The organism is Brevundimonas sp. UBA7838 (assembly GCF_002500885.1).
Classification (GTDB): Bacteria; Pseudomonadota; Alphaproteobacteria; order Caulobacterales; family Caulobacteraceae; genus Brevundimonas; species Brevundimonas vesicularis_C.
In genome coordinates this window covers 1-16,451 of the sequence record NZ_DLTK01000089.1, presented here as the reverse complement: position 1 = coordinate 16,451, position 16,451 = coordinate 1, and the positions used below count along the sequence as shown (strand labels likewise).

Below are 16,451 nucleotides of genomic sequence, written 5' to 3'. Positions count from 1 at the left end.
AGGAACCCGCAAATGGAACCGCTGACCCGAACCGAAGCCATCATCGACTTCTGCCTGGCGCCCCTGGAGCTCGACTCCGGCACGGAGGCCGAACGTGAGGTGCGTCGTCGTCTCACTCACGTGCTGAGGACCTATCAATCCAAGACCGCGACGCCCGTCGCCGTGGACTTCTCGTCCATGCCGTCACAAGTCATCAACGAAGCGGCGCACGGTTACGAATAGGCCGATGGCCCAAGAAAAAGGCCCGCTCCGATCGCTCGGAGCGGGCCTTGCTCTGTTCGAAGTGTCGCTTAGCGCGTCGTCGGGTCGGTGTTCAGCGATTGGGTGGTCGCAACCGCCGGGGTCGGAACAGGCGTCGCTTGCGGGACGGTGACCGAGATGGGCGTGCGCGCTGGCGCGGCGCCGGTTTCCTGAGGATCGCCGACGACGATGGTGGTGATCTGCGTCGCCTCGGTGGTGCAGGTCGCCAGGTCGCGGGTGATGTGACGGCCCAGGCAGAAGATGTCCTCGTAGCTGGGGCGCGAGGCGGCCAGGCACTGGAACAGCATCAGCTTGGACATATCCATGCAGAACTCGCTGTTCGGCTCGTGCGTCAGGGCCTCGGTATTGACCCGGGCCTCGTCGCCGCCGGCGCCGAGCGCGCCCAGAGCCGCGATGGCCAGAGAGCGGACGACGGCGGGGGTGTAGGGCGGGCCCTTGCGCGAAGGCTCCAGTCCCAGACCCGTGCCGCTGTTGGCGGCGGCGAACAGGCGGCTCGATTCCTCTGGCGACGGCAGCATCTTCACGGCCGACAGGGTCTTTGCACTTTCCAGTCGCACTTCGCGGTTCGGGATGGGCGTGATGGCCCAGCGGCGGCGGGGATCGCTGCGGCCCTGGATGGTGTAGGCGTCCTGCTCGATCGCCTCGGCGATGGCGCGCATGGCGATGGCGTCCTTGCCGACGGTCGCCGAGATCAGGCCGGCGGCCGCATCGGCGCCGGGCAGGGTGGCGGCGTAGGCCGGATCGGCGACGATCTGGGCGACCATGCGCTGACGTTGCGCCGGATCGATCGCATACTGCTGTACGCCGGCGACGAACTCGGGCGACTGCAGGGCGATGATGGCGCCGTATGCGATCAGCCCGCGCGACAACTGGTCGGCGTCATAGGCCGAACCCTTGCGCAGGGCGGCCTGGATCGATTCCGCATCGGGGAAGCCGCCCGGCTGGATCGTCTGGGCTTCACGCAGGAAGGCGACATAGATGGCGGCGGCGTCCGCCACGCCCTGGTTCAGCGACACGGGGGGCGGCTTGCGGGCGGCCAGTTCCGCCGCCAGACGCTGGGCTTCCAGCTCGGCCTTCGAGGGTCCGCTCTCGCAACTGGCGAGCAGGACAGCGGCGGCGAGGGCGGCGGCCGACAGACCGCGGCTCAGTAGGGCCGTTTTCATGGAGACTTCCTCAGGCGAATACGCGCGCAAAAAGCGCCAATACTGTTGGCGCTTATAAGGCGGGCCTTATGGTTATCCGAAGGTTAATCGAACAGTTTCGACACCGATTCTTCGTTCGCGATCCGTCGGATAGCCTCTCCGACCAGCGGAGCCACGGAAACCGCTCGGATTTTCGGGCAGTTCAAAACTTCGTGGGGTTGTTCGATGGAGTTGGTGATCACCAGCTCCTTCAGCGGGCCGTCGGTGATGCGCTGGACGGCGGGACCGGACAGGACGCCGTGGCTGATGTAGGCCGAAACCTCGGTCGCGCCCTGATCGATCAGGGCCTTGGCGGCGTTGACCAGGGTGCCGCCAGAATCGACGATATCGTCGAACAGGATGCAGCGGCGGCCCTGAACGTCGCCGATGATGTTCATGACCTCGCTCTCGCCCGCCTTGGGCCGGCGCTTGTCGACGATGGCCAGGTCGGCGTCCAGGCGGCTGGCCAGCGAACGGGCGCGCACAACGCCGCCGACGTCGGGCGAGACGATCATCAGGTCGTCGCCGCGGGCGTAGTTTTCCTTGATGTCCTGCGCCAGCACGGGGGTCGCGACCAGATTGTCGGTCGGAATGTCGAAGAAGCCCTGGATCTGACCGGCGTGCAGATCCATCGTCAGGACGCGGTCGGCGCCGGCGCGGGTGATCAGATTGGCGACCAGCTTGGCCGAAATCGGCGTGCGGCCGCCGGTCTTACGATCCTGACGCGCATAGCCGAAATAGGGGATGACAGCCGTGATCCGCTTCGCCGATGCCCGCACCAGAGCGTCGGTTATGATCAGCAGCTCCATCAGGTTGTCGTTGGCCGGATAGGAGGTCGACTGCAGGATGAAGACGTCCTCGCCGCGGACGTTTTCCTCGATGATGGCGAAGACCTCGTTGTCGGCGAACCGCTTGACCTGGGCCTTGGTCAGGGGCGCATCCAGGTGGTCGGCGATCGCCTGGGACAGTGCGCGGTTGGAGTTGCCTGAGAGCAGCTTCATCGGCCGGTCATCCTTTCGCCGTCATCCGCCCCCCATGAACGGCGGTCGGTTGGCGCGCTCTTTACCAGTGGAGCCGGGCAGGGCAAGTCGTATGCTGAGTTTTCCTCGGCATGGCGCGGCTCGGTTGCGGGTGCTAGAGGTCGCCGCGTTGGTTTCCGGGGAACGGCTTCAGGGCCGTCCTTCACACGTCATGGGGTCGTCCTTGTCCGCTTCTAAGTTCCGTTCCGGCATGGTGCTGATGGCCGCGGCGCTCGCCGCAGTGACGATTTCAGGCTGCTCGGGCACCAAGCGTCCCAAGCTGGCCTATGAGGAACGTCCGGTCGAGGCGCTCTACAACACCGGCTATGATCGGCTGCAGCAGCGCCGCTGGTCCGACGCCGTGGACTATTTCCAGGAAGTCGAACGCCAGCATCCCTATTCGGACTGGGCGCGTCGTTCGATCCTGATGCAGATCTACGCCTACTATCAGAATAACGCCTATGCCGACGCCATCGCGGCGGCCGACCGGTTCATCCAGCTGTTCCCCGGCAATCCGTCAGCGTCCTACGCCTTCTACATGAAGGCGGTCTGCAACTTCGAGCAGATCACCGACGTGGGGCGTGATCAGGGTTACGCCACCGCCGCCCTGGCGGGTCTGAAGGATGTCTCGCGCCGCTATCCGGGCACGCCCTATGCCTCGGACGCCGCCGTCAAGATCGACATGGTCAACGACCAGCTGGCCGGCAAGGAAATGAACATCGGCCGCTACTATCAGCGCGCCAACCAGCCGCTGGCGGCGCTGAACCGTTACAAGGCCGTGATCGCCAACCCGGACTTCCAGCGCACCTCGCACACGCCCGAAGCCCTGTATCGCCTGGTCGAGGTCAACCTTCAGCTGGGTCTGAAGGAAGAGGCGACGCGCAACGGCGCCGTGCTGGGCTACAACTATCCGGGCAGCCCCTGGTACGCTGAGGCCTATGCGCTGCTGACCGAAAACGGCCAGACGCCGGACAAGGCGCCTGAGGGCAAGCGCGAGAGCTGGTTGCAGCGTATCATTCCGGGCTGATCACGCGACGGCTTGTGCAATCCGGCGGGGATCGGGATTCTGTCGGTCATGATTCGTTCCGCCGGCGCCTGACGCGATGCTGACCGCCCTTTCCATTCGTGACGTCGTCCTGGTGGACGTGCTCGATCTCGAGGTCGAGAATGGCCTGACCGTGCTGACCGGCGAAACCGGAGCCGGCAAGTCGATCATTCTGGACGCGCTCGGCCTGGCGCTCGGCGGGCGCGGCGACGCCGGCCTGGTGCGAAATGGCGCTAAACAGGCTGTGGCCACCGCCGTCTTCTCCGCCCCCGACGATCCCGATCTGCTGGCCCTGATCGCCGACAAGGGGTTCGACGTGCAGCCGGGGGAAGATCTGATCCTTCGCCGCGTCTTGGGCGCCGACGGTCGCAGCCGGGCCTATGTCAATAATCAGCCGGCCGGTGTGACAGCCGTGCGCGAGATCGGCGCGGCCCTGGTCGAGGTGCACGGCCAGCATGAGACGGTGGGCCTGCTGGATTGGCGCACGCACCGCGCGTCGCTGGACGCCTATGGCGGCCTGCAGCCTCAGTTGTCGGCGGTCGCCTCGGCCTCCGCCAAACTCAAGGCTGCCGAGGCGAAATTGGCCGAACTGAAGGCGCAGGCGGCGGACGCCGATGCGCGGCGCGAAGAAATCAGCCTGAACCTCTCCGAACTGGATGCGCTGGATCCCCGCGCCGACGAAGAGACGGAACTGGCAGGCGAACGCGCCCTGCTGGGCGCCGCCGAAAAGGCCATCGCGGATCTGGCCGACGCGCGCACCCAGCTGGGCGGCGACAAGTTGAGCCAGAAGCTGGGCGCGGCGCTGAGGGCCGTCGAACATGCGCGCCAGAGGGCAGGGCAGGCGGGCGCCGAGGGCGATCATCCGGTCATTGTCAAACTCTCGGCCGCCGTGGAGGCGATCGACCGCACCATGGTCGAGGCGGCGGAAGCCCTCGCCGCCGTGGACGCCGCCGCCGACGCCTTCGACTATGAGCCCGGTCGTCTGGACAAGGCCGAGGAGCGGTTGTTCGCCCTGCGCGCCGCCGCCCGCAAGCTGCACACCACCGTCGACGCCCTGCCGACTCTACGCATTCGCCTGCGCGAGCAGCTGCGGCTGATCGAGGATGGCGAGGAGGCGCTGACCAACGCCGGGCGCGAGACGGCCGAGGCGGCGGAAGCCTATGATCTGGCGGCCACTTTCCTGACCTCGGCGCGGGAAGCCGCCGCCGAACGCCTGACCGCCGCCGTCATGGGAGAGCTAGGCCCGCTGAAGCTGGAGCGCGCGCGGTTCCGCGTAGCGCTGGAACCGATCGAAGGCCGACGCGGGCCAGACGGCGTCGAGACGGCGCGCTTCCAGATCGCGACCAACGCCGGAACCGACTTCGGCCCGCTGGACGCCATCGCTTCAGGCGGCGAACTGGCGCGTTTCGCCCTGGCGATGAAGGCGGCCCTCGCAAGCCGCGAGGACATCCGTCAGCCCGTGATGATCTTCGACGAGGTGGATCAGGGAGTCGGCGGCGCGGTGGCCGAAGCCGTCGGATCGCGTCTGAAACGCCTGTCGAACGGCGCCCAGGTCCTGGTCGTGACCCACAGTCCGCAAGTCGCCGCGCGCGGCCATGCCCACTGGAAGGTGATGAAGGCCGACCGCGACGGCCTGACAACCACCACCGTCGTCGCCCTGGACGACCAGCGCCGCCAGGAAGAGATCGCGCGCATGCTGTCCGGCGCCGAGATCACCGACGAAGCCCGCGCGGCGGCGCGGGCGCTGATCGGCTGAGCGAATCGTTAGGCCCCCAGGATCCAGCCTTCTTCCTGTTCGACCTGGGCGATCAGCTCGGGCGAGGCGTCCTTGGGCGGGGCGAACGCCTTGGCCAGGTCGCCGGCCTCGTCCATGCGGGCGAGGGCCTCGGCCGTGGAGCGAACCTGGGCCTGGTCCTTGAACTCACCGGGTTGAGGCTTGGTCTCGTGCATCGACGGCCAGACCTCGACAACCAGGGCCGACAAGGGTTCCACGTCATCGGGGGTCAGCGCGCGCCAGCCGGTGCCGAAGGGCCAGACGGCGCCTGACGGGCCGAGGCTTTCCAGAAGCCGCCGCACAGCCGGGATGCCGACCAGGGTCTGGCCGCCCACGGCGCCGGCGCCGTGCATCTGCCACACGCTCTTGGGCTGAAGCCGGCCCTTGCGAGCCGCGTTTTCTGTGGCGCGGAACTCGGGGATGTCGGCGCCGGAGCCGGCGGGCGGTTTCGTCGTAGTCAACCAGCGCTGGGCCTGTTTGGCCGGCGCGCCCCACAGAGGCCAGGCCTCATCGGTCATCAGCCGGTTCATCTTGGCCGCGACCTGATAGCGGTTGTTGGTGTTGTCGGGTTTGTCCACGACGTTGGAGGCGATGAATTTCCACATCAGCTGCCAGGGGGGCTGCCCCGCCGTTCCCTCCAGCTTCAGCCGTGCGGCCGTGCCGGCGGGATAGCCGAAGTTGAAGTCCAGCCCGACCAGAACCCGGTCGCCGCGCTTTCTGTGGTCCGCCAGGATCGAGGCCAGCAGGGCTTCGCCCTCGGCCCGGGTCGCGACATTGTGCGTCTCGGTATAGAGGCGGAAACGCACGTCGCGCTTGGCCACGCCGATCCACAGCGAGGTGTCGCCGAGCTTCTTGGTTTCGGCGGCGGTCCAGTCAGCGACGATATAGGCGTCGAAAAGGCGGGCCAAGGCGGCCTCCCTGATAAAGGCGTGTCGGTTAGGAATGAGCCGGGCTTCTAACGCCGCATCGCGGCGACCGAAAGGCCCTGTCGCGTCTCAGCCCTTCAGCAGGGCCTCCAGATGCGACAGCCAGCGGCGACCGAGACGAAGCGCTTCCCCCGGTGAGCCGGTCTGGACAGGCAGGGCGGCGTCCCACAAGGCCAGTTCGAACTCCGGGTGGCGGGCGTCGGCGAACATCAGCCGAAGCACCACCTGTTCGGCGTCGGGGGCCAGCACGTCCAGCGACTTGCGCGCCTCGCCGCGACGGATGCGGGCGACGACGTGGCCATCCACGATGATCTCTCCCCCCTCGACCTCATCGAAGGCATAGACCAGGCCATGGGCGCCGTTGGCCCACAGCACGACGACCTGTTCGACATCGAAGTTCAAGGCGCAGGCGCGACCTTCGCCCGGCGACAAGGCCTCGACCTCCGGCGCGGCGCCCAAGGTCTTGAGCATGGCGCGGTGCAAACGGCGTGGCGGCTCCATCCACCACGACAGCGCCAGGGCCAGGGTCGTCAGCAGGGCCGCCGCGAGGGCGATCAGCAACACCACCCGCAATACGTCGGCCATGGTCGTCAGGCCTCTAGATCAATGTCGACCACCACGGGAACGTGGTCGCTGGGTTTTTCCATGTCCCGGGCGTCTCGGTGGGTCTCGATCCCGCGGAACCGGTCGGCGGCCTGGGGCGACAGCATGGCGAAGTCGATGCGGATTCCATGGTCACGCTGCCAAGCGCCGGCCTGATAGTCCCAAAACGTGTAGGCACCAGCAGGTTCGCCGCCGATCTCGTGCGCGTCGGCCAGGCCCAGGTTCTTGAGCGCGCGGAATGCCTGGCGGCTCTGAGGCTGGAACAGGGCGTCGTCGGTCCAGGCGGCCGGATTCTTGGCGTCCTCGGCCTCGGGGATGACGTTGTAGTCGCCGCACAGGGCCAGCGGCTCCTCGAACGCCAGCAGATCCTGGGCATGGCGGTTCAACCGGTCAAACCAGGCCAGCTTGTAATCGAACTTCTCGCTCCCGATCGGATTGCCGTTCGGCAGATAGATGGCGCCGACGCGAATGGGTCGGGGCGCCTCGACCAGGGCCTCGATGTAGCGCGCCTGTTCGTCGGTCTCGTCGCCGGGCAGGCCGCGTCGGATGTCGGACAGCGGATACTTCGACAGCAGGGCGACGCCGTTGTAGCTCTTCTGCCCGTGGGTCTCGACATTGTAGCCCAGGCTCTCGAAAGCCTCGCGCGGGAACTTCTCGTCCACGCATTTGATCTCCTGGAAACAGGCGACGTCGGGGGCAGCCTGCTCCAGCCACGCAAGCACGGTGGGCAGGCGGGCGTTGACGGAGTTCACGTTCCATGTGGCGATGCGCATGACGGCGACGCTAGGCTGCGTCTCGGTTTTGGAAAAGAGGGCGCAAAAGAAAAGGGCCGCCGGATCGCTCCGACGGCCCTTCGATCAGTCTTTTGGCTGGCTTAGAGGCGACCGCCGGCGGGCGCCGCAGCAGTGGCCGGAGCCGTCGTCAGCTTGCAGCCGCCGCCGATCCGCTGGGCGGTGGCGCAAGGGTAGATTTGCTGAACCGCGTTTTCGGCGTTCAAGCGAGCGATGACGCCGTCGGCCCCTTCACACTTGGCTTCATAGAACATGCCGTTTGCGTTCTGCCCCATCAGACGGGCTTCGACGACGTTGCAGGATGCGGCTTCCGAGCCCGCGAGGAGCGTTTTTACGAAGGTGGCGTTTTCGGCCGTGGTCGTGAATTCGCAGGCGCCGTTCTCGGCCAGGACCTGAAGGCACGGGGTCTTGCTCCAAACGCCGGCGTCTTGCCTGATCCAGAAGCCCGGACCGTCGGAGCACCCGATTTCGTAGACGACAACACCGCCGTTGGACTGTCCCAGCACCTTGGTCTGATCGACCGCACAAGGAACGCCGGCCTGTTGAGCGTATTCGCGCAAGAACTTGTCGGTGTCGGTGTTGGCGGCGATCGTGCATTGTAGGCCGACATCGGCGGCGGGATCGCGTTCACGTGCCACGCGCGCCGAATAGGCGAGCGCAATGCAGCTGGTCGCGGACGGTGGTGTCTTCGATTCGATGATGAAGCCAGGACCCGTGGCGCAGGCTACCTCATACACCGACGTCTTGTCGGCGGTTTGCCCAAGCAGCTTGGCTTCACTGACCTGACAGTTGGCGCTGGCCAAGGTGGCTTGTTGCTGCGCGGCCGCCAAAATCTCTTCTGCCGTGGGTGGCGCCGGTTGACGCTCGCGTCGCGGTTGGTTGTTGCTGGGGCGCTGAACACGCGACGGTGTCACCCGTTCGCTGGGGGCTTCGATCCCGTTTCGAGATCCTGCAGGCCCATACCCCGTTGACGGCGTCGTTTGCGCAAAGGCAGACACGGAAATCGCGCTGAAAACGAGCGCTGTCGCTGCGGCGAATATTCGAGCTTTCATATCGACACCCAGATTTGTCACTACCGACTACGTGACGTCGTATTGGCACGCGGTCAAGGCGAGTGTGGACGGCGGCAAGGGACGCGGGCTAAGTATCTGCGCGTTTCGATTGGAGACTGACTTGGCTGATGGAACGGCGCCGGCGACGGCCGCGAATGATGGGCGGGGGCTAACCTATCCGTTCGACGCCGTGCCCGGCGCGGGCGAGGCGATCGAGGTCGCGCCCGGCGTGCTGTGGCTGCGGTTCGCCCTGCCGTTTCAGCTGGACCATGTGAATGTCTATGCGATCCGGGACGGCGACGGCTGGGTCGTTGTCGATACGGGACTAAAGACCGCGGCGACCATCGCAGCGTGGGAGACGGCGTTGGATGCGACGCTAGGCGGCAGGCCCGTGACGCGATTGATCTGCACCCATATGCATCCCGACCACATCGGCTTGGCGGGCTGGCTATGTGAGCGGTCGGGCGCGCCGCTGCTGATGTCGCGACTGGAATATGTGACAGCGCGGATGCTGATGGCCGAGGAGGCGGGTGATGCGCCTGCGGACAGCGAGCGATACTATCGCGCCGCAGGCTGGAGCGATGAGCAGATCGCGCGCTGGCGGGCCGACTACGGCGGGTTCGGCAAGGGCGTGGCGACGATGCCGCGCAGCTATCTGCGACTGTCCGACGACGATGTCGTTCAGATCGACGGCGACGACTGGAGTGTGGTGGTCGGTTCGGGCCATAGCCCGGAGCACGTCTGCCTGTGGCGGCGGTCGGACGACGTCTTCATCGCCGGGGATCAGATCCTGCCGCGCATTTCCTCCAATGTCTCGGTCTGGTCGACGGAGCCGGAAGCCGACCCTCTGGGTGACTGGATGGGCTCGCTGGACAAGCTGAGGGCGCTGTTGCCGGAGGGCGCGTTCGTCCTGCCGGCGCATGGCGAGCCCTTCTACGGCGTGCATGCGCGGCTCGATGCCCTGAAGCGAGGGCATGAGGTCGCGCTGAAACGGCTTGAGCGGACGTTGCGTCAACCGTCTAGGGTGGTCGACGGCTTCTCCGCCGTCTTCGGTCGAGTGGTCGGGGATGGGGTGCTGGGTATGGCCACAGGCGAGGCTCAGGCGCATCTGAACTATCTGGAACGACGCGGCCGCGCCCAGCGGACGCGCGACGAGAGCGGCGTAGACTGGTGGAGCGCCGTCGCACAGGACGAGGAAACGACGTGAGCGAACATATCCGCAGCGAACTGGCCGACGGCGTCCTGACCGTCACCCTGGATCGGGCCGACAAGAAGAACGCCATCACCCAGGCCATGTATTCGGCCCTGGCCGAGGCGACCGAGCAGGCGCGGACCGACGATGCGGTGCGGGTGCTGCTGCTGCGCGCCGAGGGCGACAGCTTCTCGGCCGGCAATGACATTCAGGATTTCATCGCCCTGGGCTCGCAAGGGGCGGGGCCGGGCGACATGCCTGTGTTTCGTTTCCTGAAGGCGCTGGCGGATCTGGACAAGCCGGCTGTGGCGGCCGTGAAGGGGCGGGCGGTCGGGATCGGCCTGACCATGCTGCTGCACTGCGATCTGGTGGTGGTGGCCGAGGACGCGCTGCTATCCGTGCCCTTCGTCAATCTGGCCCTGGCGCCGGAGGCGGCGTCCAGCCTGCTGTTGCCGGCCGTGATTGGTCATCAGCGGGCCTTCGAACTGTTTGCGCTGGGCGAGCCGCTGGATGGGCGGACGGCCCTGGCGTGGGGCATCGCCAATCGCGCTGTGCCGGCTGATCGGGTCGAGGCGACGGCGGCGGAGCTGGCGGCCAAGGTGGCTGCTCGAGCGCCCAACTCGATCCGCAAGACCAAGCGGCTGATGCGTGACGCAGCAGGTCTGTGGGGACTGATGCAGCGCGAGGGCGAAGCCTTCGGCTCGCAGATGCGTAGTCCCGAGGCGATGGAGGCCTTCATGGCCTTTACGCAGAAGCGGGCGCCGGACTTTTCAAAGGCGGGTTAAGCGGACGTCACAAGGCCTTGCCTTGATTTGGCGCAGCTTTGCTTCTAGGTGCGCGCGCCGATGTCGCACGCCCTTTCCATACCTCCGGCCGTAAGCCGTATTGAAGCCGAGACCCCGGCCGACGCCGAAGGCGTGGATGCGCTGGTCATGGCCGCCTTCGGGCCCGGGCGGTTCGCCAAGACGGCCGAACGTCTGCGTGAAGGGTCGCAGCCAGGTGTGGGCTTTGTCGTGAAGCGCGACGGGGAAGTCGTGGGCTCGGTGCGACTGTGGCCGGTCGTGGTTGGAGACACCTCGGCCCTGTTTTTGGGGCCGATCGCGGTGGACGCCGGCCGCCGGTGCGACGGTCTGGGCGCCGAACTGGTTCAGGCGTGCGTGGATCAAGCACGGACGCTGGACGTTGGCGGCGTGCTGCTGGTCGGGGATGCGGCCTATTTTGAGCGGTTTGGATTCGCCCCTGCGCCCGAGGCGATCCTGCCTGGACCTGTGGATCGTCGCCGTGTCCTGTGGCTGGCGACCGGCGTGGATCAGGTTTCGGGTTCGGTTCGCATCGGCTGACCCTTTCCCGCGCGGTTCGCGGGGCCTAAGTCAGAGGGATGGACAATCCCAAGTCAGGACTGAACGCCGTCGCCGAGGCGGCCAAACAGGCGCCCGGCAAGGGGCTGCCGCCGGTCCACCTTTGGCATCCCGAGCATTGCGGCGACATCGATATCGTTATCCGGGCGGACGGTGTCTGGATGCATGAAGGCTCGCCCATTGGCCGCAAGGAATTGGTGCGACTGTTCTCGACGGTGCTGAGGAAGGACCCGGACGGCTATCACCTGGTTACGCCGGTCGAAAAGCTGAAGATCGCCGTCGAGGACTTGCCGTTCCAGGCTGTCGCGATGCGGCGGGAAGGCGACGCCCTGATTTTCACCACCGATGTCGGTGATGAGGTGAGGGCCGGCGAAGACGATCCCATCGTCGTTGAAACCGATCCGACGACGGGCGAGCCGGCGCCGCGCATCCATGTGCGCCGCGATCTGTGGGCGCGCATCGCGCGGTCGGTCTTCTATGAAATGGTCGAGATGGCCCAAGAGGTCGATGGACGACTGGTCGTTCGGTCGGGCGGCCAGATTTTCTCCTTGGGCGCGGTGACGTGAGCCTGGAGACCTTGAAGGCCCGGCTGGTCGATCGGCTGGCGCCGGTCGAGACGTGGCGGCCTGAACTGGTCGCGGCGCGGTCGGACTTCGACCTGAACCCGCAAGCGACACGGACGGCCAAGGAACTTCGGCCGGCGGCGGTGCTGATCCCTATCCTGGCGCGGCCCGAGGGCGCGACGGTGCTGCTGACGCGGCGCGCCGACACCCTGGCGCGGCATACGGGGCAGATCGCCTTCCCGGGCGGTCGGCTGGACCCCGGCGAGACCGCAGTTCAGGCGGCGTTGCGTGAGGCGGACGAGGAGGTGGCGCTGGACCCGGCGGCGGTCGAGGTGCTGGGCCTGTCGGACGCCTATGAGACGGGTACCGGATTTCTGGTCACGCCGGTGATCGGCTGGCTGCGCGAGACGCCGGTCACGACGCCGTCGCCGGACGAGGTCGCCGAGGTGTTCGAAACCCCGTGGGACTTTCTGATGGACGCCGCCAACCATCGGCGTGACTTTTACGATCTGGATGAGGGCTTGCGGCGCTGGTTCTGGGCTATGCCCTGGGGCGAGCGCTACATCTGGGGCGTGACGGCGGGGATCCTGAAGGCTTTGCACGTCCGGCTTTACGGCGGTGAGGCTGCGCCAGAGGCGGCGGCCGACGAGGACGCGGCATGAGCGTCTCTGTGAAGGGACATCCCTGGCTGGAAAGCCGGGCGACGCGCGCAGTGATGCGGGCGCTGGAAACGGCGGGCGGTGCGGGCTGCGCGCGCTTCGTGGGCGGCTGCGTAAGGAACAGTCTGCTGGGGCAGCCCGTCGACGACATCGACATCGCCACGCGCTTGCGACCCGAACAGACCATGGCGGCGCTGAAGGCGACAGGGTTGAAGGCCGTGCCGACGGGTGTCGAGCACGGCACGGTGACGGGCGTGTCGGAGCGGCGTCCCTATGAGATCACGACCCTGCGTCGCGATGTGGAGACGGATGGACGCCGTGCGGTGGTCGCCTTCACCGAGGACTGGGCCGAGGATGCGGCGCGGCGGGATTTCCGGCTGAACGCCCTTTACGCCGATGCGGCAGGGACGGTGTTCGATCCGACGGGCGGCGGGTTGGAGGATGCGGCGGCGGGACGCATCGTTTTCGTCGGCGAAGCGGAGACGCGCATCCGCGAGGACTACTTACGCATCCTGCGCTTCTTCCGGTTCTACGCCTGGTACGGACGGGGTGAGCCGGATGTGGACGGACTGGCGGCGTGCGCGGCGCTGAAGGGCGGCATGGCCCAACTGTCGGCCGAGCGGGTGTCCAAGGAATTGTTGAAACTGCTGGCGGCGCCTGATCCGCGTGCGGCGGTGCGGGCGATGGCCGAGACCGGCGTGCTGGCTCAAATTCTGCCGCAAGCGCAGCCGCTGGCGCTCTTCGAGGCGATGTGCGATCTGACCGACGATCCTGTGATGCGGCTGTCGGCCTTGCTGCCCGCAGATGCGGGGGCTGTGACGGAGATCGCGGGTGGTCTGAGATTGTCGAACGCGGTGCGAGATCGGTTGGCGGCGGCGGTCGCGGATGGGCTTGCCGTTTCGCCGATGATGAGCGACGCAGAGGCGCGGGCGGCGATCTACAGGCTGGGACGCAGGGCGTTCGAAGATCGGCTGATGCGCGCCGAAGCGGCAGGCAGGGGCGATGGCACGGGGCTGCGGGCGCTGGCTGCCGACTGGACTCCGCCCAAGATGCCCGTCGGGGGGCGCGATCTGGCGCGTCTGGGCCTGGCGCCAGGGCCGGAGACAGGACGGGTGTTGAAGGCGTTCGAGGACGATTGGGTCGCTGACGACTTCCCTGCCGAGGGGCATGAGGGGCGGCTGAAGATCCTTATCGCGACTGAGCGCGGGTGAACTCGGTGACAACGGGGCGGTGGTCGGATCCCGTCGGCTCGCCCAGGCTGCGCGTGATCAGGGCCAGATCCGGCGTACGATAGACCTGGTCGATGGTGATGCCGGCGAAGGCGGGAATCTGGCTGGGCCAGGTGCCAGGCCAGCCGGGCGCGGGGATCAGGCCCAGGTCGGACTGAATCTGTTTGCCAATGCGGGCGCTGGAGACGCTGTTGAAATCTCCGGCGGCGATGACGGGATGCTCTGGCGCGGCCTTCATGCGCTCGGCCAAGGCCATGACCTGGGTGATCTGGCCCCACTGATATTGATAAGGCCAGGGTCGGGTCAGGTGGACGCCAAAGACGTTGATCGGGCCGATGGGCGTCTGAACCGTTGCCCCCACGGCGCTGAGGCCGTCGGGACGCTCGGGCAGGCGTTGCAGGATCGGATAGCGCGAGGCGATGATCGAGCGCGCGTGGTCGCCGGCGCGCGCCTGGCCGATCAGAACACGGTGCGGATAGTCCGGCAGCAACTGGTCCAGCCGCGACGCCGGCGCCTGTCCCAACTCGACCAGCACCAGGATTTCGGCGTCGGCGGCCGCGATGGAGCGGCGCATGGCTGCGACGTCGTTGTTGAACACATACATATTGGCCGAATAGACCCGCACGATCGGCTGGTCGGGAACCGGCACGCCCTTCGTCGGCGTCCATTGCGGCCAGACCGACAGGGCCAGCACCACGCACGTCAGTCCACCGACGATCGAGGCCGGCCACAGGCGAAAGAGCAGACACGCCACGGTCACCCCGAGAGCCGCCAGCAACACCGGCGATGTGAACTGCGCCACGATATCCACCCAGCGATGGTCGATGCCGCTGAGCGCCGCCACGCCGAAAGCCGCCAAGCCCAGCAGCAGGGCGCTCGCCGTCACATTCGCCGCCAGCTTGATCAGGGTCATCGAAGACGTATCTCTCGGATTGAACAGGAAGCCTCGCCCAGCGTTAAGGCGACGCTTTGGAGGGCGACATGGCCAGACGGTCGATCCGGGATATCGAGAACATCTGGTCCAATGTCGAGGGCGTCAAGAAACTGTCGGACCGGGTCATCGGCATCGGCCCCTTCGGCATGGGGCTGGACGCCATGCTAACCTGGGTGCCGGTCGTCGGCACGGCATACACTGTCGGGACGGGCGGCTGGCTGATGCTTCAGGCCGTGCGGGCCAAGGCGACGCCGGCGACCCTGGCGCGGATGGGGGCCTATATGGCCATCGACACCGCCACGGGCACGGTGCCCATCGCGGGCGACATCGTCGACACCTTCTTTCCCGGACAGCTGATGGCGGCGCGGGCGCTGCAAAAGCACATCGAAAGCACCCACTGGGTCGAGGACACCGAGGCCAATGCGCGCGCCACGGGCGACCACGCGATGCACGAGGCGCGCGTGCAGAACGACAAGACGCTGAAGCGGATCATCTATCTGCACGATTGAGATGCGCTGGCTGAGGCGGCCTAGCCATCGTTTTCTCCGCAACGAATCTGCCTGAAATCAAGGACCTGAGCCAAATGACCGCCCGTCTTCCGGCCTGAGGAAGGGCTGCGCCCAGACTGATCTCCACGACAACGGAGAGAAGAATGAGCGACGATTTCAGCGCGCGTCTTAACCTGCCCTATCTGGCGGCGGGGCAGATGCAGAAGCATGTGACCCTGAATACGGCCATGACCCGGCTGGACGCCCTGTTGCAGACGGCGGTGGTCAGTCGCACGACGGTCATCCAGCCGGCCGATGCGTCGGATGGCGATCTCTATATCCTGCCGCAAGAGGCCGAAGGCGCAGCCTGGGCCGGGCGGGCGGCCGGCGCCCTGATGCGGTTCGCAGGCGGCGGCTGGACCGTCGTGACGACGTCGGACGGCATGATCGCTTGCGTTCTGGACGAAGGCGTCGTGGTGGTGCGGGCCGATGAGGGCTGGATCACGCTGGGGCAGCGACTGGGCGAGGTCCAGGGCCTAACGCGGCTGGGTCTCGGGACGACCGCCGACGAAGCCAATCCCCTGGCGGCCAAGATCAACACCGCCCTGTTCACGGCGCGCGGTGAGGAGGAAGGTGGCGACGGCGACCTGCGCCTGACGCTGAACAAGACGACGGCGGGCGATGTCCTGTCGCTGCTGTTCCAGAGCGGATACGCCGCCCGCGCAGAGCTGGGTCTGATCGGCGACGACGACCTGAGCCTCAAGGCCTGCGACGACGCCGGGATATGGCGGTCGGTGTGGCGCGTGGATCGCGCGACGGGGCGTATCGCCTTCGATCAGGGCGCGATCCGGCGCGAGACGACGCTGTTCACCAGCGATGACGACTATGCCCTGCCGGCCTGGGCGCGCTGGGTCGAGGCGACCTGCGTGGGCGGCGGTGGCGGCGGGGGCGCAGGGCTGGCGGGTCCGGCTAGTGCGTCGCGTCTCGGCGGCGGCGGAGGCGGCGCCGGCGGGCTGAGCCTCGGGCGTTGGGCAGTCGACGATCTGGACGGCGTCCTGACGATCACGGTCGGCGCCGGCGGGATCAGCGGCGTTTCGGGCGGCGATAGTCAGGTCGCGATGGGTGACACGGTCCTGTTGCGCGCGACGGGCGGGACCGCAGGCAACTTGGGCCTCGGTGGAGCAGGCGGTATCGGCCAACGGCTCGCCAATCCCGGCGGCAGCTCTTCGACAACCGCGACGGCGGCGACGGGCGTAGAAACCCTCTGCTCGGACGGGCCGGGCGGCGGCGGGGCAGGGGGCGGTCTGAGTGCAACGGATGTCGCCTATGCCGGAGGCGCGGGCGGTGTGGGCGGCTGGTCGGCCCTTCGCGCGGCC

The 16,451-nt window shown here is 67.2% G+C and carries 18 protein-coding genes; 11 read left to right on the top strand and 7 right to left on the bottom strand.

Annotation, left to right across the window (positions count from 1 at the left end; genetic code table 11):
- Positions 1-12: 12 nt before the first annotated feature.
- Positions 13-222: a hypothetical protein gene (locus tag B3T77_RS07115; RefSeq protein ID WP_292078395.1), complete on the top strand. Its 210-nt coding sequence runs from the start codon at positions 13-15 to the stop codon at positions 220-222.
- 68 nt (positions 223-290) lie between these two features.
- Here B3T77_RS07115 and B3T77_RS07110 read toward each other — a convergent pair whose 3' ends face one another.
- A complete protein-coding gene (locus B3T77_RS07110; protein ID WP_292078393.1) occupies positions 291-1,424 on the bottom strand; it encodes a hypothetical protein in 1,134 nt (377 codons plus the stop codon).
- 83 nt (positions 1,425-1,507) lie between these two features.
- A complete protein-coding gene (locus B3T77_RS07105) occupies positions 1,508-2,443 on the bottom strand; it encodes a ribose-phosphate pyrophosphokinase (protein WP_039245590.1) in 936 nt (311 codons plus the stop codon).
- A gap of 190 nt (positions 2,444-2,633) precedes the next feature.
- On the opposite strand from B3T77_RS07105, the gene B3T77_RS07100 reads away from it, so the two are divergent.
- Both B3T77_RS07100 and recN read left to right on the top strand, forming a co-directional pair.
- A complete protein-coding gene (locus B3T77_RS07100; protein ID WP_039245588.1) occupies positions 2,634-3,488 on the top strand; it encodes an outer membrane protein assembly factor BamD in 855 nt (284 codons plus the stop codon).
- Between the two features lie 76 nt (positions 3,489-3,564).
- The gene (gene recN, locus B3T77_RS07095; protein WP_292078389.1) at positions 3,565-5,262 is read left to right on the top strand and encodes a DNA repair protein RecN; all 1,698 of its coding nucleotides are present in this window, start codon (positions 3,565-3,567) and stop codon (positions 5,260-5,262) included.
- 8 nt (positions 5,263-5,270) lie between these two features.
- Here the strand turns inward: recN and B3T77_RS07090 are convergent, their stop codons facing one another.
- From B3T77_RS07090 to B3T77_RS07075, 4 genes are all read right to left on the bottom strand, one after another.
- Positions 5,271-6,188, bottom strand: coding sequence for a cobalamin biosynthesis protein CbiG (locus B3T77_RS07090; protein ID WP_292078387.1), 918 nt, complete (start codon positions 6,186-6,188; stop codon positions 5,271-5,273).
- A gap of 87 nt (positions 6,189-6,275) precedes the next feature.
- The gene (locus B3T77_RS07085) at positions 6,276-6,791 is read right to left on the bottom strand and encodes a hypothetical protein (protein WP_055753176.1); all 516 of its coding nucleotides are present in this window, start codon (positions 6,789-6,791) and stop codon (positions 6,276-6,278) included.
- A 5-nt stretch (positions 6,792-6,796) separates the two neighbouring features.
- Positions 6,797-7,582 carry an exodeoxyribonuclease III gene (xth, locus tag B3T77_RS07080; RefSeq protein WP_292078385.1) on the bottom strand — a complete coding sequence of 262 codons (786 nt, stop codon included), beginning with the start codon at positions 7,580-7,582 and terminating at the stop codon, positions 6,797-6,799.
- Positions 7,583-7,683: 101 nt separating this feature from the next.
- Positions 7,684-8,673, bottom strand: a complete 990-nt coding sequence (locus tag B3T77_RS07075) for a hypothetical protein (protein ID WP_231868759.1) — start codon at positions 8,671-8,673, stop codon at positions 7,684-7,686.
- A 100-nt stretch (positions 8,674-8,773) separates the two neighbouring features.
- On the opposite strand from B3T77_RS07075, the gene B3T77_RS07070 reads away from it, so the two are divergent.
- From B3T77_RS07070 to B3T77_RS07045, 6 genes are read left to right on the top strand one after another with little or no spacing between them, the layout of a single operon-like run.
- The gene (locus B3T77_RS07070; RefSeq protein ID WP_292078381.1) at positions 8,774-9,859 is read left to right on the top strand and encodes an MBL fold metallo-hydrolase; all 1,086 of its coding nucleotides are present in this window, start codon (positions 8,774-8,776) and stop codon (positions 9,857-9,859) included.
- A complete protein-coding gene (locus B3T77_RS07065; RefSeq protein WP_292078378.1) occupies positions 9,856-10,629 on the top strand; it encodes an enoyl-CoA hydratase in 774 nt (257 codons plus the stop codon). The genes B3T77_RS07070 and B3T77_RS07065 overlap by 4 nt, the downstream gene beginning before the upstream one ends.
- A gap of 60 nt (positions 10,630-10,689) precedes the next feature.
- Positions 10,690-11,184, top strand: coding sequence for a GNAT family N-acetyltransferase (locus B3T77_RS07060; protein ID WP_292078375.1), 495 nt, complete (start codon positions 10,690-10,692; stop codon positions 11,182-11,184).
- A 38-nt stretch (positions 11,185-11,222) separates the two neighbouring features.
- On the top strand, positions 11,223-11,768 hold the full coding sequence (locus B3T77_RS07055) for a DUF1285 domain-containing protein (protein WP_185224619.1): 546 nt from the start codon (positions 11,223-11,225) through the stop codon (positions 11,766-11,768).
- Positions 11,765-12,427 carry a CoA pyrophosphatase gene (locus B3T77_RS07050; protein WP_292078373.1) on the top strand — a complete coding sequence of 221 codons (663 nt, stop codon included), beginning with the start codon at positions 11,765-11,767 and terminating at the stop codon, positions 12,425-12,427. The genes B3T77_RS07055 and B3T77_RS07050 overlap by 4 nt, the downstream gene beginning before the upstream one ends.
- Positions 12,424-13,635: a CCA tRNA nucleotidyltransferase gene (locus B3T77_RS07045; protein ID WP_292078371.1), complete on the top strand. Its 1,212-nt coding sequence runs from the start codon at positions 12,424-12,426 to the stop codon at positions 13,633-13,635. The genes B3T77_RS07050 and B3T77_RS07045 overlap by 4 nt, the downstream gene beginning before the upstream one ends.
- Here the strand turns inward: B3T77_RS07045 and B3T77_RS07040 are convergent.
- Positions 13,613-14,566 carry an endonuclease/exonuclease/phosphatase family protein gene (locus tag B3T77_RS07040; RefSeq protein WP_292078369.1) on the bottom strand — a complete coding sequence of 318 codons (954 nt, stop codon included), beginning with the start codon at positions 14,564-14,566 and terminating at the stop codon, positions 13,613-13,615. The two genes, B3T77_RS07045 and B3T77_RS07040, sit on opposite strands and share 23 nt — an antisense overlap.
- 68 nt (positions 14,567-14,634) lie before the next feature.
- Between B3T77_RS07040 and B3T77_RS07035 the strand changes: the two genes are divergently transcribed.
- Both B3T77_RS07035 and B3T77_RS07030 read left to right on the top strand, forming a co-directional pair.
- Positions 14,635-15,096: a DUF4112 domain-containing protein gene (locus B3T77_RS07035; protein WP_174087228.1), complete on the top strand. Its 462-nt coding sequence runs from the start codon at positions 14,635-14,637 to the stop codon at positions 15,094-15,096.
- A 143-nt stretch (positions 15,097-15,239) separates the two neighbouring features.
- Positions 15,240-16,451: DUF2793 domain-containing protein (locus tag B3T77_RS07030; protein ID WP_292078365.1), on the top strand; the 1,212-nt coding region annotated here is incomplete at its 3' end.

What these genes read in the sequence shown, in the direction of transcription:
- B3T77_RS07045 (WP_292078371.1), top strand. Translation starts at nt 12,424, where the DNA reads ATGAGCGTCTCTGTGAAGGGACATCCCTGGCTGGAAAGCCGGGCGACG.
- B3T77_RS07035 (WP_174087228.1), top strand. Translation starts at nt 14,635, where the DNA reads ATGGCCAGACGGTCGATCCGGGATATCGAGAACATCTGGTCCAATGTC.
- B3T77_RS07115 (WP_292078395.1), top strand. Translation starts at nt 13, where the DNA reads ATGGAACCGCTGACCCGAACCGAAGCCATCATCGACTTCTGCCTGGCG.
- B3T77_RS07100 (WP_039245588.1), top strand. Translation starts at nt 2,634, where the DNA reads ATGGGGTCGTCCTTGTCCGCTTCTAAGTTCCGTTCCGGCATGGTGCTG.
- xth (WP_292078385.1), bottom strand. Translation starts at nt 7,582, where the DNA reads ATGCGCATCGCCACATGGAACGTGAACTCCGTCAACGCCCGCCTGCCC.
- B3T77_RS07040 (WP_292078369.1), bottom strand. Translation starts at nt 14,566, where the DNA reads ATGACCCTGATCAAGCTGGCGGCGAATGTGACGGCGAGCGCCCTGCTG.
- B3T77_RS07105 (WP_039245590.1), bottom strand. Translation starts at nt 2,443, where the DNA reads ATGAAGCTGCTCTCAGGCAACTCCAACCGCGCACTGTCCCAGGCGATC.
- B3T77_RS07055 (WP_185224619.1), top strand. Translation starts at nt 11,223, where the DNA reads ATGGACAATCCCAAGTCAGGACTGAACGCCGTCGCCGAGGCGGCCAAA.
- B3T77_RS07110 (WP_292078393.1), bottom strand. Translation starts at nt 1,424, where the DNA reads ATGAAAACGGCCCTACTGAGCCGCGGTCTGTCGGCCGCCGCCCTCGCC.
- B3T77_RS07085 (WP_055753176.1), bottom strand. Translation starts at nt 6,791, where the DNA reads ATGGCCGACGTATTGCGGGTGGTGTTGCTGATCGCCCTCGCGGCGGCC.
- recN (WP_292078389.1), top strand. Translation starts at nt 3,565, where the DNA reads ATGCTGACCGCCCTTTCCATTCGTGACGTCGTCCTGGTGGACGTGCTC.
- B3T77_RS07060 (WP_292078375.1), top strand. Translation starts at nt 10,690, where the DNA reads ATGTCGCACGCCCTTTCCATACCTCCGGCCGTAAGCCGTATTGAAGCC.